Source organism: Actinoplanes teichomyceticus ATCC 31121 (genome assembly GCF_003711105.1).
Taxonomy (GTDB): domain Bacteria; phylum Actinomycetota; class Actinomycetes; order Mycobacteriales; family Micromonosporaceae; genus Actinoplanes; species Actinoplanes teichomyceticus.
This window is the reverse complement of record NZ_CP023865.1, coordinates 7,742,157-7,755,349: the sequence shown is the minus strand read 5'-3', so window position 1 is coordinate 7,755,349 and position 13,193 is coordinate 7,742,157. Positions and strand designations below refer to the sequence as shown.

The 13,193-nt window shown below is 73.0% G+C and carries 12 protein-coding genes; 5 read left to right on the top strand and 7 right to left on the bottom strand.

Translation table 11 applies throughout. From position 1 onward, the window contains the following. Positions 1-17: 17 nt before the first annotated feature. Together ACTEI_RS34120 and ACTEI_RS34115 are read right to left on the bottom strand one after the other, a co-directional pair. Positions 18-1,802, bottom strand: a complete 1,785-nt coding sequence (locus tag ACTEI_RS34120) for a sensor histidine kinase (RefSeq protein ID WP_122982592.1) — start codon at positions 1,800-1,802, stop codon at positions 18-20. A gap of 77 nt (positions 1,803-1,879) precedes the next feature. Beyond that, complete coding sequence (locus tag ACTEI_RS34115) at positions 1,880-2,092, bottom strand: DUF7455 domain-containing protein (protein WP_122981397.1); 213 nt, start codon at positions 2,090-2,092, stop codon at positions 1,880-1,882. 267 nt (positions 2,093-2,359) lie between these two features. On the opposite strand from ACTEI_RS34115, the gene ACTEI_RS34110 reads away from it, so the two are divergent. Beyond that, on the top strand, positions 2,360-3,610 hold the full coding sequence (locus tag ACTEI_RS34110) for a S8 family peptidase (RefSeq protein WP_122981396.1): 1,251 nt from the start codon (positions 2,360-2,362) through the stop codon (positions 3,608-3,610). A 153-nt stretch (positions 3,611-3,763) separates the two neighbouring features. Continuing rightward, positions 3,764-4,177, top strand: coding sequence for a response regulator (locus tag ACTEI_RS34105; protein WP_122981395.1), 414 nt, complete (start codon positions 3,764-3,766; stop codon positions 4,175-4,177). 28 nt (positions 4,178-4,205) lie between these two features. On the opposite strand, the gene ACTEI_RS34100 is transcribed toward ACTEI_RS34105, so the two are convergent. Both ACTEI_RS34100 and ACTEI_RS34095 read right to left on the bottom strand, forming a co-directional pair. Further along, positions 4,206-4,985 (bottom strand): class I SAM-dependent methyltransferase, encoded by a 780-nt coding sequence (locus ACTEI_RS34100; RefSeq protein WP_122982591.1) that lies wholly within the window; start codon positions 4,983-4,985, stop codon positions 4,206-4,208. A 2-nt stretch (positions 4,986-4,987) separates the two neighbouring features. After that, entirely contained in the window at positions 4,988-5,743 is a 756-nt protein-coding gene (locus ACTEI_RS34095) for an SDR family oxidoreductase (RefSeq protein WP_122981394.1), read from the bottom strand. 129 nt (positions 5,744-5,872) lie between these two features. Between ACTEI_RS34095 and mshA the strand changes: the two genes are divergently transcribed. After that, positions 5,873-7,162, top strand: a complete 1,290-nt coding sequence (gene mshA, locus ACTEI_RS34090) for a D-inositol-3-phosphate glycosyltransferase (protein WP_122981393.1) — start codon at positions 5,873-5,875, stop codon at positions 7,160-7,162. Next, the gene (locus tag ACTEI_RS34085) at positions 7,156-7,653 is read left to right on the top strand and encodes a type III secretion system chaperone family protein (protein WP_122982590.1); all 498 of its coding nucleotides are present in this window, start codon (positions 7,156-7,158) and stop codon (positions 7,651-7,653) included. Before mshA ends, ACTEI_RS34085 begins: the two co-directional genes overlap by 7 nt. 987 nt (positions 7,654-8,640) lie before the next feature. Here the strand turns inward: ACTEI_RS34085 and ACTEI_RS34080 are convergent. Together ACTEI_RS34080 and ACTEI_RS34075 are read right to left on the bottom strand one after the other, a co-directional pair. Next, the gene (locus tag ACTEI_RS34080) at positions 8,641-9,861 is read right to left on the bottom strand and encodes an MFS transporter (protein WP_122982589.1); all 1,221 of its coding nucleotides are present in this window, start codon (positions 9,859-9,861) and stop codon (positions 8,641-8,643) included. 115 nt (positions 9,862-9,976) lie between these two features. Further along, the gene (locus ACTEI_RS34075; protein WP_244940658.1) at positions 9,977-11,485 is read right to left on the bottom strand and encodes an MDR family MFS transporter; all 1,509 of its coding nucleotides are present in this window, start codon (positions 11,483-11,485) and stop codon (positions 9,977-9,979) included. 136 nt (positions 11,486-11,621) lie between these two features. Here ACTEI_RS34075 and ACTEI_RS34070 point away from each other — a divergent pair, with 136 nt between their 5' ends. Further along, a complete protein-coding gene (locus ACTEI_RS34070; RefSeq protein ID WP_122982588.1) occupies positions 11,622-12,368 on the top strand; it encodes a phosphoglyceromutase in 747 nt (248 codons plus the stop codon). Between the two features lie 67 nt (positions 12,369-12,435). On the opposite strand, the gene phoU is transcribed toward ACTEI_RS34070, so the two are convergent. After that, positions 12,436-13,089: a phosphate signaling complex protein PhoU gene (phoU, locus tag ACTEI_RS34065; protein ID WP_122981392.1), complete on the bottom strand. Its 654-nt coding sequence runs from the start codon at positions 13,087-13,089 to the stop codon at positions 12,436-12,438. Positions 13,090-13,193 lie beyond the last annotated feature (104 nt).

Sequence of the window (13,193 nt, the reverse complement as noted above, 5' to 3'; positions counted from 1 at the left end):
CCCGGTGGTGCGGCGCCCTAGCGCGGCGCGGCCTCCAGGGTGATCAACAGGCGGGCGCCGCGGGGTACGGCGTGCTCGTAGCGGACCGAGCCGCCGTTCGCCTCCACCAGGTGCCGGACGATGAACAGGCCCAGCCCCGAGCCGCGGATGAACCGCCCGAACAGGCTGGGCAGCACGTCCTGCGGGATCCCCGCACCGCTGTCCTGCACGCAGAGCAGCACGGTCCCGTCCGGCTGCCGCTCGGCGCTGACCCGGATCGGCGCCGCGCCGTGCGTGATCGCGTTCTTCAGCAGGTTCGCCACCACCACCGCCAGGTGCCCCCGGTCGGCCAGCGCGGAGACGTTCTCGTCGATGGCGACCTCCACCTCACCGGCGCCCGGGGTCTCGGCGCTGGTCGCGCGCACCACCTCGAGCAGCGGCACCGGCACCCGCCGGGCGGTCACCGCCCCGGTGTCCAGCCGGAACAGCAGCTGCAGGTCGTTCATCATCTTGACCAGCCGCCGGGTGTTCTTGTCGATCTTCGTGGCCAGCTCCAGCCGGATGTCGTCCGGCAGGTCGGACCAGTCGGCGCAGAGCAGCTCGGCGAGACTGGCGATCGAGCTGATCGGCTGCGCCACGTCGTGGGTCAGCATCGAGGTCAGGTCGTTCTTGAAAGCCAGGGCCGCGGCCAGCTCGGCGTTGCCGCGCTCCAGCTCCGCGGCGTGCTCGCTGAGCGCCTCCTCGGCCTCCTTGCGCTCGGCGATGTCCACGCAGGTGGCGACGTATCCGCGGGGTGCCCCGGCGGCGTCCGGGATGGCGGCCATGGTGGCCAGCACGGGCACCGCGGTGCCGTCCGCGCGGGGCAGCAGCCAGTCGCCGCCGCTGCCCGGTGGCGGCAGCGGCGGCGGTTCGCGGACGTCGTCCTGCTGGCCGGTGAGCTCACGCCAGCGCCGGTTCACGTCGATCACGTGGTAGTTGGCGTCCAGCACCATCACCGCCTCGTTCATCGACTGCAGCAGCGTGTCCGCGAAGTCCTGGCGGTCGCGCAGCTCGGCGACCAGGCGGCGCTGGCGGCGGTCGGCGCGGTCGAGGGTGCGTACCAGGAAGGCCAGCAGAGCGAGCAGGGCGAGAGCGGCCAGGATCGCGCCGGTGCTGACCGCGGCGGCCGGCCGGCTCAGGCCGGTGCGTACCGCGAACGCGCTGACCAGGGCGGCGATCAGGGGTGCCGCGACCAGCGCGGGGGCCAGCCGGCGCACCGCGGTGCGCGGGCCGGACCGGTCCAGGGTGCGTAACGGCCCGGCCTCGGGCCGGGCCAGGATGGCGCCGGCGGTGAGCGCGAGCAGACCGCCGGCCAGCCAGAGGGGCATCACCCCGGCCGGGCCCTGCCCGCTCGGGAAGGACGCGGCGAAGAGCCGGGGCACGAGCGCGACCAGCGCGATGGTGGCCGCCCCCAGCAGCAGGGGATCGGCGATGCGGACCGGCGCCGCCCCGGCGCGGCGGGGCAGCCGCACGTCCAGGCAGGCCAGGGCCAGGCCGGAGAGCACGGTGGCCAGCGCGGCGGCCGGGTGCCGGTCCGCGGCGGTGGCTCCCAGGACGACCGCGGCCAGCGCGAACGCGGCGGCCGCGCCGGTGCGCAGCCGGCCGGGCAGGCCGCCGGCCGGGGGCGTGACGTGCAGCAGCAGGGCCAGCCCGGCGGGTATCAACGCGAGCGCCGGAGCGGGCGAAAGCCCCTCCGGCGGCGCACTCAGATCGGACGTACGCGTGTTCAGGGCGCCGAGCACGGTGACCGTGACCCCGGCGCACCCGGCGATCAGCCGGGACATCCTGCCCACGCCGCGTGCCGCGATATGCACCTATACCCCCATGACGTGAGGAAAAGAGCATATCGCGGCTTACGCCGTTACTTGCCGGCCCAGGTGAAGCCTTCGGCCAGGCGGATCTTGCTGGCCACCCGGGCGATGTCGGTATGCATCCGATTCGCGTGGTGGCCGCAGAACGCCAGGTCGCCGCCGCTGCTCAGGGTCACCTCGAGCTTGGCGGCCGCGCCACAGCGATCACAGCGATCGGTCAGTTCGCCGACGGTGTGGATGTCGGGCGACAGCAGGGTGGTCATATCGCTCTCCTTGCTCAAAGGCGGTGTGCGGCGTGCTCATTGGCGGTGTGCAGCGGTCCTGACAGCGGGTAGATCGGCCCACCCCCGGAACCCCTTAGCGCTTAGCCCATCGGATCACTGTGAAACGTCCGACGGCTCGCCCGGACCTGCGCAACGGCTGTGCAACCCGGCGCGACCCGGAACCGCTCCTCTTCGTCCTCACCATTTCCCTCAAGTCGCCTCGGCATTCCCCCTGGAGCCCAGGCACATCCCGTGAGGAGACACTTGATGTTCGGTTCCGACGCCCGTCGCCTGGCCGTCCGTTTCGCGGCCGTCGCGAGCGCCGCCACCGCTACCCTGTCCGGCTTCACCGGTCCGGCCGCGGCCGCGCCGGCCCCGGCCGCTGCGCGCACCGGGACGATCCTGCAGGCCGGCGCCGCCGGCGCCATCCCGGACAGCTACATCGTGGTGCTCAAGCCCGGTTCCGGCGCCGCGCAGCGCGTCACCTCCGCTTCGCGGGACCTGACCTCCGCGTACGGCGGGCAGGTCCTGGACAACTACCAGGCCACCGTCCGCGGCTTCCACGCCCGGATGTCGCGGGCTCAGGCGGCCCGGCTGGCCGGCGACCCGGCCGTGCAGTACGTCGAGCAGGACGCGGTGATCGGCACGTCGGCCACCCAGCCCGGCGCCACGTGGGGCCTGGACCGGATCGACCAGCGCAAGCGGACCCTCGACCGCAGGTACTCGTACCGGTCGGCGAAGGACGTCACCGCGTACGTCATCGACACCGGCGTCCGCACCACCCATCGCGAGTTCGGCGGCCGGGCCACCAGCGGCTGGGACTTCGTCGACGACGACCGCACCGCCAACGACTGCAACGGCCACGGCACCCACGTGGCCGGCACCATCGGCGGCGCCACCTACGGCGTGGCCAAGGACGTCAAGCTGGTCGCGGTCAAGGTGCTGGGCTGTGACGGCTCCGGCTCGTACTCCGACTTCATCGCCGGCATCGACTGGGTCACCCGGAACGCCCAGCTGCCCGCGGTGGCCAACATGAGCATCGGCGGCCCGGTCAGCAAGGCGCTCGACGACGCGGTGGACCGGTCGATCGCCAAGGGCGTCACGTACGCCATCGCCGCCGGCAACGACAACAAGAACGCCTGCCGGTACTCCCCGGCCGACACCACGAACGCGATCACCGTGGGCGCCGTGGACAGCGCCGACCGGCGCGCCTCGTTCTCCAACTTCGGCTCCTGCGTCGACCTGTTCGCGCCGGGCGTCGGCATCCGCTCGGCGGGCAAGTCGTCGGACACCGCCACCGTGGCGATGAACGGCACCTCGATGGCCAGCCCGCACGTGGCCGGCGCGGCCGCCCTGGTCCTCGGCGCCCACCCGGACTGGACGCCGCGGCAGGTGCGTGACGACCTGGTCGGCCACTCCGGCAGCGGCCTGATCCGTAACCCGGGCAGCGGCTCGCCGAACAAGGTGCTCTACACCGGCTACCTCAACGGCAGCCCGGCCGCCGCCGGCAAGCGCTGACCGTTCTCTCCCGCCACGCCGCGCGACGCCCCCGCGTCGCGCGGCGTCGTGTTTCGCGCGCACCCGGGCGGCCGGCCGGGCTCGGCAAAGTGCCCAACTCGACGCCCCCTGACGGCTAGCGTGAAATCGACCCCAGCCCGGGAGGAGGACCCCATGTCCGAGGCGCCGGTCGCCGATACGCCGACAGTCCTGGTCGTCGACGACGAAGAAGACCTCCGCGACATCATGCGCCGCATGCTGGAACGCCGGGGTTACTCGACCCTGGTGGCCGGCGATCCGGACGAGGCCATCTCGGTCTGCCGGGACCACGCGGGCGACATCGACGCCCTGGTCACCGACCTCACCCTGCCCGGTGGGGCGTCCGGTGGCGAACTGGCCGGCACGATCACCGGGATGCGCCCCGGGCTGGGCGTGGTGTTCATCTCCGGCCTGCCCAAGGACATCGCCGTCACCAAGGGCCTGGTCGGCGACGACGCCCTGCTGGTCAAGAAACCCTTCACCGCCGACGCCCTGCTGCAGGCCCTCAAGAAGGTCCTCGGCGACGGCAACGACCCGAAAGCGAACTGATCGGACCCACCCGCCTGTCGCCCGGCTCTCAGGGGCGACCTGCCGCGGAGCCGAGGGCGACGTCGATCGGCACGGTCAGCTCGCCGAGACGCCACCGGGCCGGCCCGTCCAGCACCGGCCACCCCGCCGTGCGCATCCGCCGCACCGTGGCCAGCCAGCGCTGCCGCGGCCCGAACGGGGTCGCCTCGGTCTCCCACGCCCGGCCCAGCGCGCGCAGCAGCTCGTGCACCGGGTGGCCGGGCACGTTGTGGTGGATCAGCGCCTTGGGCAGCCGCTCGGCGAAGACCGCCGGATGTTCCAGGACCGGCAGCCGGGCGGACAGGGTGAGCGTCGCCGGCACGCCGGCCTCGACCACCACCCAGGTGGCGATCCGGCCCAGCTCGTCGCAGGTGCCCTCGACCAGCACCGCGCCGGTCGCGGTCATCTGCCGCCAGGCCGCCGCCACGTCCTCCTCGGCGTACTGCCGCAGCACGTTGAACGCGCGTACCACCACCGGGGACAGGCCGGCCAGCTCGAACCCGCCCCGGCGGAACTGCAGCAACGGCGGGGCGGCGTACGGCTGGGCGGCGGCCACCCGTACCGGATCGATCTCCAGGCCGATGACCGTGACGTCCGGGCGAACCGCGGTCGCCAGGCGGTCGCGGAGCTCGACCGCGGTGACCGGCGACGCGCCGTAGCCGAGGTCGACGACCAGCGGGGCGTCCGCCGCGGTCAGCGCGGCCGCGCAGCGGTACGCGATGAAGTTGTCCACCCGCCGCAGGCGGTTGGGGTTGGTCGTCCCTCGGGTGATCGCACCGACCGGCTTGATGACTACCGCTCCCGGTGCACCTTGTGCTGGGCGGCCTGGGCGATCGGGCGGACCACCAGCCGGTCGATGTTGACGTGGTGCGGCCGGGTCGCGGCGAACGCGACGATGTCCGCGATGTCGTCGGCGACCAGCGGCTCCTTCACCCCGGCGTAGACCGCGTCGGCCCGCTCCCGGTCGCCGGCGAAGCGGTTCAGCGAGAACTCGTCGGTCTGCACCATCCCCGGGTCGATCTCGACGACCCGGACCGGCTTGCCGACGATCTCCAGACGCAGCGTCCCGACCAGCGCGGTCTGGGCGTGCTTGGCCGCCACGTAACCGCCGCCACCCTCGTACGGCGTGAAGGCCGCGGTCGACCCGATCGTCACGATCGTGCCGGCTCCGCTGGCCTCCAGCGCGGGCAGCAGCGCCTTGGTGACCCGCAGGGTGCCCAGGACGTTCACGTCGTACATCCACTGCCAGTCCTCGATCGAGCCGGCCGCGACCGGGTCCAGCCCGCGCGCGCCGCCCGCGTTGTTGACCAGCAGGGTGAGCGGGGCGCCGAGCTCCGCCACCGTGCCGGCCAGCGCGGCCACCGAGTCGTCCGAGGTGATGTCGCACGTGACCGCGGTCGCGTGCGGCCCGATCTCCTTGACCAGGGTCGCCAGCCGGTCGGCCCGTCGGGCGGCGGCCACCACGTGGAATCCCTCGCCGGCGAGGCGGCGCGCGGTGGCCGCGCCGATTCCACTGGATGCCCCGGTGACCACTGCGATGTTCTGCATGCTCCGATCTAACCCCATGACCTGGGTCACCCTGACCCCGCTGCGTAGTGGTTCAGGCCACGTCGGCGGGGAAGATGACAAGTGCGCAACGACTTTTACCGGTGAGACCCCCGAGCGGAGGGAACGAACGTGGCTGAGGTCTGCTGGCCCACACCACGGCGCATAGCCACGCTCTCGGTGCACACGTCGCCGCTGGAGCAACCGGGCACCGGCGACGCCGGCGGGATGAACGTCTACATCGTCGAGGTTTCCAAGCGGCTGGCCGCGGCCGGTGTCGAGGTGGAGATCTTCACCCGGGCCACGTCCAGCGACCTGCCCCCGGTGGTCGAGATGCTGCCGGGCGTGCACGTGCGGCACGTGACCGCCGGGCCGTTCGAGGGGCTGGCCAAGGAGGAGCTGTCCTCCCAGCTGTGCGCGTTCACCACCGGGGTGCTACGGGCCGAGGCGGCGCACCCGCCGGGCCACTACGATCTGATCCACTCGCACTACTGGCTGTCCGGCCAGGTCGGCTGGCTGGCCCGGGAGCGCTGGGGCGTGCCGCACGTGCACACCGCGCACACCCTGGCCAAGGTGAAGAACCGGCTGATCGCGGCCGGCGACCGGCCGGAGCCGAAGGCCCGGGTGATCGGCGAGGAGCAGGTCGTCGCCGAGTCCGACCGCCTGGTGGCGAACACCCGGTTCGAGGCGCAGGACCTGATCACCCACTACCAGGCCGACCCGGCCCGGGTCAGCGTGGTGCAGCCCGGCGTCGACCTGGAACGGTTCCGGCCCGGCCGGTCCGAGCGGGCCCGGTTCGGGTTGCCCGAGCACGGGCGGATCGTCGCGTTCGTCGGACGGATCCAGCCGCTCAAGGCCCCGGACGTGCTGATCTCCGCGCTCGCCGAGCTGCGGGCCCGTGGCTCCACGGACGTGACCCTGGTGATCTGCGGCGGCCCCAGCGGCACCGGCCTGGACCGGCCGTCCGCGCTGATCGAGCTGGCCGCCTCGCTCGGCGTCACCGATGCGGTGGTGTTCCTGCCCCCGCAGACCGGCGCCGACCTGGCCGCGCTCTACCGCGCCGCCGACCTGGTCGCGGTGCCCTCCTACAACGAGTCGTTCGGGCTGGTCGCGCTGGAGGCGCAGGCCTGCGGCACGCCGGTGGTGGCCGCCGCGGTCGGCGGTCTGGTCACCGCGGTCCGCGACGGGGAGAGCGGGGTGCTGGTGGACGGCCACGACCCGGCCGACTGGGCGCGGGTGCTGGACCGGCTGCTCGCCGCCCCGGGGTACCGGCGGCGGCTGTCGGCCGGAGCGGTCGCGCACGCGTCGCAGTTCTCCTGGGACCGGACCGTGCAGACCCTGCTGGGTGTGTACCGGGACGCGGTGCGCGAGCACCGGGCGTTGATCACGGCGCGGGTGGAGGGGGCGACGTGCGCATGGTGACGGAGCTGATCGAGCGGGTGCTAGCCGAGCGGGAGCTGGAGTGGGAGTCGACCGGCGACTCGTCGTACGTGGTCACGCTGCCCGGCTCGCACAAGCTCAAGACCGCCTGCAACCTGATCGTCGGGGAGCACGCGCTGCGTATCGAGGCGTTCGTGATGCGCCAGCCGGACGAGCGGCGCGAGGAGCTGTGGGCCTGGCTGCTGCGCCGCAACGCCCGGATGTACGGGGTGGCGTTCTCCATCGACACGGCCGGCGACATCTATCTGACCGGCCGGGTGTCGCTGAAGGGGCTGGACGAGGACGAGCTGGACCGGCTGCTGGGCGCGGTTCTGACGTACGCCGACGAGTCGTTCGACTCGATGTTGGAGATCGGCTTCGGTACGTCGATCCGCCGCGAGTGGGAGTGGCGCGTCAAGCGTGGCGAGTCGCTGGCGAACCTGCAGGCGTTCAAACATTTCGCGGCGCCCGAGGGCGGTGCCGGCGGGTCCTGAGCCCGGACCCGCGTGGTCGCGGGGACGCGTCGAGCGCGCCCGTGGGCACCGTCGTGGTCGGACGGTCCGCACTGGACCCGCCGGGACGCGGTGACGGTGTCCGCGGTGGCCGGCGGCACGCGTGCGCGATGGCGCGCGGGCCGCGGCCGGGTGTCCGCCGCGCCCCGGCGAGATCGCTCTGACGTGCCACAACGCGATCTCGATAAGCGCGAATTCATCGAGATGTCGCCCACCGGCAAGATCGGCCGAGGCGGTCCGCTGATTCGACCGTCATCATTTTCATCTCCCGGTAAGAGTCGTAATTTTTGCCGGTCCGGTGAGGCCGGACGAGTGATTGGCGGATCGTCCGATCGGTTGGTTGTTGGCGATTGTGACGCCCGAGACAGATGTCGACACGGATACGGGTTGTGAGGCTTGACTGCCCCAACTAGCGTGGTCGATGGACGCCGAGCCGTCAGTTCGGGGAACGGGTGGATCAGCAATGATCGCCGCGGATCGGCGTTTGGGGACGGGTGGCACAAGCCGTTGGGGGACGGCGCGACCCGAGACCGGCGGTTAGTGCGGGCGACGCCTATGGGGATGGGGGTCGCCCGCCGCCGCCGGCGCTTTTGTTTTGCGGCCTCGTCACCGTTCCGTGCCGCAGGATCTTTCGTTCATCGAATTCCCTCCACGCATTTACAAGGCCACCGGGCGCCGATTCCACCGCGCGCCGGCCGCGGCCGTCCGATGTGTTCAGCCCATGGTCGCCGGAGGCCCTCTCACCCGGCTTTCGCGTCGCTCGCCGGGCCCGCTGCACAAAGCTCCGGTGCTGACCGTTCGCGTAGCTTCCGGCCGGAGGCGGCGCCGGCCGCGTCCACCCGACCGGCCCGTCGCGGCGGCGACCGGCGCGCCGGAAGCGGATCGTGGCGCGGCGGGCCACGGACCGGGCGGCGGTCGTTCGGTCAGGCGGCCGGCCGTTCCGCGGCGGGCCGGGCGGCGGTCGTTCGGTCAGGCGGCCGGCCGTTCCGGGGCGGGCCGGGGCGCCTCGGCCACCCGGCGCTCCCGGGCCGGGCCGGCCGCCAGGTGCAGGGCCGCCGCGACCATCCCGACCGCGGCCACGACCGCCCAGTGCCCGGCGCCGAACGCCTCCAGCCCGGCGCCGCCCAGCGCGGGCGCCACGAACGACGCCGCCGGGAAGCTCAGGTAGAACACCGCCTGGTACCGCCCGCGCAGCAGCGGCGGAGCCAGCTCCGAGTTGATCGCGGCGTTCGGCGGGGCGGCGAGCATCCCGCCGACCGTCCAGACGGCCGCGGCGGCCAGGTACGCCGGCAGGCTGTCGGCCACGGTCAGCACCGCGAACCCGGCCGCCATGACGACCATGGACAGTGCCAGCACCCGGTCCTTGCGCCGCCCGTCGATGACCTTCGGCACGAACAGCTGCCCGAGCACGATGAGCGCCCCGCCCAGCGCGGTGACCAGGCCGTAGGCACCGGGCCCGAGGCCGTCGCCGTGCATCGCGAGCGGCACGATGGTGTTGGTCTGGCTGCTCAGCAGCGCCTGCAGCAGGGTCAGCCCGACGAAGGCCAGGAAGATCCGGTCGGCGAGGACCGTACGCATCCCGCCGGTCGCCGGCCCGGACCGGCCGGCCCCGCCCAGGGTCTCCGGCACCTTCCAGGCGATCAGCAGCGCGGTGACCAGGGTGCTGGCCGCGTCGATGAGGAACAGCCCGAGGTAGCTCCAGCGCGCCAGCAGCCCGGCCAGCAGCGACGCCCCGGCCGTCCCCAGGTTGAACGCCCAGAATTGCAGGTTGAACGCCCGCAGCCGGTGCCCGGCCGGCACCGTGTCGGTGATCGCGGCGACGAACGCCGGACCGGGCATCGCCTGGGTCAGCCCGAGCAGCAGGCACAGTCCGGCGATGACCGGCAGCGGCGAGCTGACCGCCAGCGCCACCAGCACCGCGGAGCAGGCGAGGTGGGCCGCGAGCAGGGTGGCGCGCCGGCCCCACCGGTCGGTGAGCACGCCGCCGGCCAGCGTGCCGGCGACGCCGCCGATCCCGTAGGTGCCGACCACCAGCCCGGCGAGCGCTGATCCCGCCCCACGCTCGGCGGTCAGGTAGAGCGACAGGTAGAGCACCGCGAACCCGCCGACCCGGTTGATCAGCAGCCCGGCCCAGAGGTACCAGTACACCGCCGGCAGGCCGCCGACCGTCCCGCGCAGCCACCCGCGCACCAGCTCACCCTCTTCCGCCGCGCCCGTCGGCGGCGCCTCGGCCCGCAACGGCAAACTTTCCTAACCGTAGTGCGGGCGGGCGTCGGGCCGGATGGCGCGGGTCACCGGGCGCGGTTCACCGCCCGTCGGCGACCGGGGCCCGCATGTCCGCTCCGGACCCGGTCGGGGCGGCGTCGGCCGCGGCCGCCCGCTGCCGGGCCACGGGGAAGGGGGCCGCGTGGTTGCCGGCGTCCACAGTGGTCGCGGCCAGGGCCGGGTCCGGGTCGCCGTCCGCGGCCGCCGGGGGCAGCGCGGTCGGGGAGGTGGCCGGGTCCGGGTCGCCGTCCGCGGCCGCCGGGGGCAGCGCGGTCGGGGATGCGGCCGGGGCCGGGCCGCCGGTCGCCGCCGGCGTGTCCGCCAGGCCGGCGAGTTCCTGCGTACGCCGCAAAGCCGCCCGCCGCTCGCGGGCCGGACCGGCCAGCAGGTGTCCGGCGGCGGCCAGCGCGCAGAGGACGAAACAACCCAGCCACAGCGCGGCCGACCCGAACCCCTGCAGCACCAGCCCGCCCAGGATCGGCGCCAGCGCCGTCCCGATCGACCACGACAGCGAGCTGAGCCCCTGGTAGCGACCGCGCAGCGCGGGTGGTGACAGGGCGGCGACGGTCGCCGCGTTGCTGGGCGACTGCAGCATCTCGCCGAGCGTCCAGATCACCACGGTCAGCGCGTACATCCAGGCCGCGTGTGCGACGGCGACCAGGCCGAAGCCGGCTCCGATGATCAGCGCGCCGACCGCCAGCACGCGGTCGCTGCGGCGTCCGTCGATCAGCCTCGGCACGAAGAGCTGACCGAAGACGATCAGGAGGCCGTTGACCGCGATGACCCAGCCGTAGGTGGCGGCCGAGAACCCGTCGGCCAGCATGGCGATCGGCAGCGTCGACGCGTGCTGCAGGAGCACCAGCACGGACAGCAGGTTGATCAACAGGTAGACGAGGAACACCCGGTCGCCCAGGGCGGTCAGCATCCCGCCGCGCGGGGCGGGCGTGCCGTCACCGGCCGGGCGGTGCGCCGGCCGGGTCTCCGCCAGGAAGATCAGCGTGATGGTGGCGGTGAGCAGCGTGGTGGCCGCGTCCACCACGAACAGCAGCAGGTAGTCGGCCTGCGCGGCGAAGCCCGCGGCGATCGCGGCGAGCGCGAAGCCGAGGTTGATCGCCCAGTAGTTCAGCGAGTACGCCCGGACCCGGTCGGCTTCCGGCACGACGTCCACCATCATCGCCGAGAACGCCGGCCGCACCCCCTCGCCGAACAGTCCGAGCAGCGCGGTGACCACCAGGATCTGCGGGTACGACTGGGCGAACCCGAGGGCCAGCATCAGCGCCGCCGCGCCGAACTGGGCGGTGAGCATGGTGGGCCGCCGGCCCCAGCGGTCGGCGAGCACCCCACCGGTCATCGTGCCGATCGCGCCGCCCACGCCGTAGAGCCCGAGGACCAGACCGGCCTGGCTCTGCGTGAGGTGCCGCTCGCCGGTGAGGTAGATGCTCAGGAAGAGCACCACGAAGGAGCCGAGACGGTTGATCAGGGTGCCGGTCCAGAGGAACCAGAACTGCCGCGGCAGTCCTCCCGCGGCTTGCCGTAACCAACCGTGCACGACGCCTCCCCCGTAAGCGGCCAACCGCCGCTATTCCCTTACAACCTAGGGGTTTTCGCAACCCGGTTTCCATGTGGTGACCGCCACCTGCCGGGTGGCCCTGAACGCGATCGGCCGCACGGGGGAAGATGTGGTCATGACAGGAACCCTGGTGCTGTTGCGGCACGGCAATAGCGAGTGGAACGCCAAGAACCTCTTCACCGGCTGGGTCGACGTGGACCTGGACGCCAAGGGTGAGGACGAGGCCCGGCGCGGCGGGGAACTGCTCAAGGAGCAGAACGTGCTGCCCGACGTGGTGCACACCAGCCTGCTGCGGCGCGCGATCCGGACGAGCGAGATCGCTCTGCACATCACCGACCGGCACTGGATCCCGGTCAAGCGGTCGTGGCGGCTCAACGAGCGGCACTACGGCGCCCTGCAGGGCAAGGACAAGAAGCAGACGCTGGAGGCGTACGGCGAGGAGCAGTTCATGCTCTGGCGCCGGTCGTACGACGTCCCGCCGCCCCCGATCGCGGACGACGCGGAGTTCTCCCAGTTCGGCGACGCGCGCTACCGCGACCTGCCGCCGGAGCTGATGCCCAAGGCCGAGTGCCTCAAGGACGTGCTCGAGCGCGCGCTGCCGTACTGGTACGACGCGATCGTGCCGGACCTGCGCGCGGGCAGGACCGTGCTGGTCGCCGCGCACGGCAACTCGCTGCGCGCGATCGTCAAGCACCTGGACCAGATCTCCGACGAGGCGATCGCCAAGCTGAACATCCCGACCGGCATCCCGCTGCGCTACGACCTGGACGAGAACCTGCGCCCGGTCACCCCCGGCGGCACCTACCTCGACCCGGAGGCCGCCAAGGAGGCCGCCGCCGCGGTCGCCAACCAGGGCCGCTGAGCCGGACGCGAACGAGCGCGGGCCGGGACACCCCCGTGGTGTCCCGGCCCGCGACCTGCCGGGGCGCTCAGTCCTGAGCCGCCGCCGGCTCCCCCGTGATCAGGTAGATGGTGTGCTCGCTGATGTTCACCGCGTGGTCGGCGTACCGCTCGTAGAACCGGCCCAGCAGCGCCCCGTCGATCGCGGTCTCCGCGCCGTAGGGCCAGTCGTCGGCCAGCATGATCTTGAAGAGCTGGCGCTCCAGGTCGTCGATCGCGTCGTCGTCCTTCTCCAGCTCGGCGGCGAGGCCGGCGTCCGGGCTGACGAGCACGTTGGTGATCTTCTCGGCCATCTGGTCGGCGACCTCCGCCATGCCCTTGAAGACCGGGCGCAGCTCGGCCGGCACGGCCGGCGACGGGTGCCGCCGGGCGGCGGTCTTGGCCACGTGCTCGGCCAGGTCGCCCATCCGCTCCAGGTCGGCGGAGATGTGCAGGGCGGTGATCGCGCGGCGCAGATCACGCGCGACCGGCGCCTGCCGGGCGATCATGTCGGCCACCTTGAACTCGACCTGCTGGTGGATCTGGTCCACGTCGGCGTCGCGCTGAATGACGGCCTCGGCCGCCTTCAGGTCGGCGGTCAGCAGCGCGGTCGTCGCCTTGCGCAGCGCGGCGCGCACCGACTCCGCCATGGTCACCAGCAGGCGGCTCACCTCGGTGAGATCGGCCTGGAACTCCTCGCGCATGTTTTCAAGTCCCGATTGTCGGGGCCGTCCCGTGCCTGGTGACGGCCGATGTGTGCGGCTCACGCTAGGTCGCCGGGGCTGCGTCAACATGAACACCGGTGAAC

Coding starts and splice junctions, on each gene's coding strand:
- ACTEI_RS34120 (WP_122982592.1), bottom strand. CDS start 1,802: ATGTCCCGGCTGATCGCCGGGTGCGCCGGGGTCACGGTCACCGTGCTC.
- ACTEI_RS34115 (WP_122981397.1), bottom strand. CDS start 2,092: ATGACCACCCTGCTGTCGCCCGACATCCACACCGTCGGCGAACTGACC.
- ACTEI_RS34110 (WP_122981396.1), top strand. CDS start 2,360: ATGTTCGGTTCCGACGCCCGTCGCCTGGCCGTCCGTTTCGCGGCCGTC.
- ACTEI_RS34105 (WP_122981395.1), top strand. CDS start 3,764: ATGTCCGAGGCGCCGGTCGCCGATACGCCGACAGTCCTGGTCGTCGAC.
- ACTEI_RS34095 (WP_122981394.1), bottom strand. CDS start 5,743: ATGCAGAACATCGCAGTGGTCACCGGGGCATCCAGTGGAATCGGCGCG.
- ACTEI_RS34085 (WP_122982590.1), top strand. CDS start 7,156: ATGGTGACGGAGCTGATCGAGCGGGTGCTAGCCGAGCGGGAGCTGGAG.
- ACTEI_RS34070 (WP_122982588.1), top strand. CDS start 11,622: ATGACAGGAACCCTGGTGCTGTTGCGGCACGGCAATAGCGAGTGGAAC.
- phoU (WP_122981392.1), bottom strand. CDS start 13,089: ATGCGCGAGGAGTTCCAGGCCGATCTCACCGAGGTGAGCCGCCTGCTG.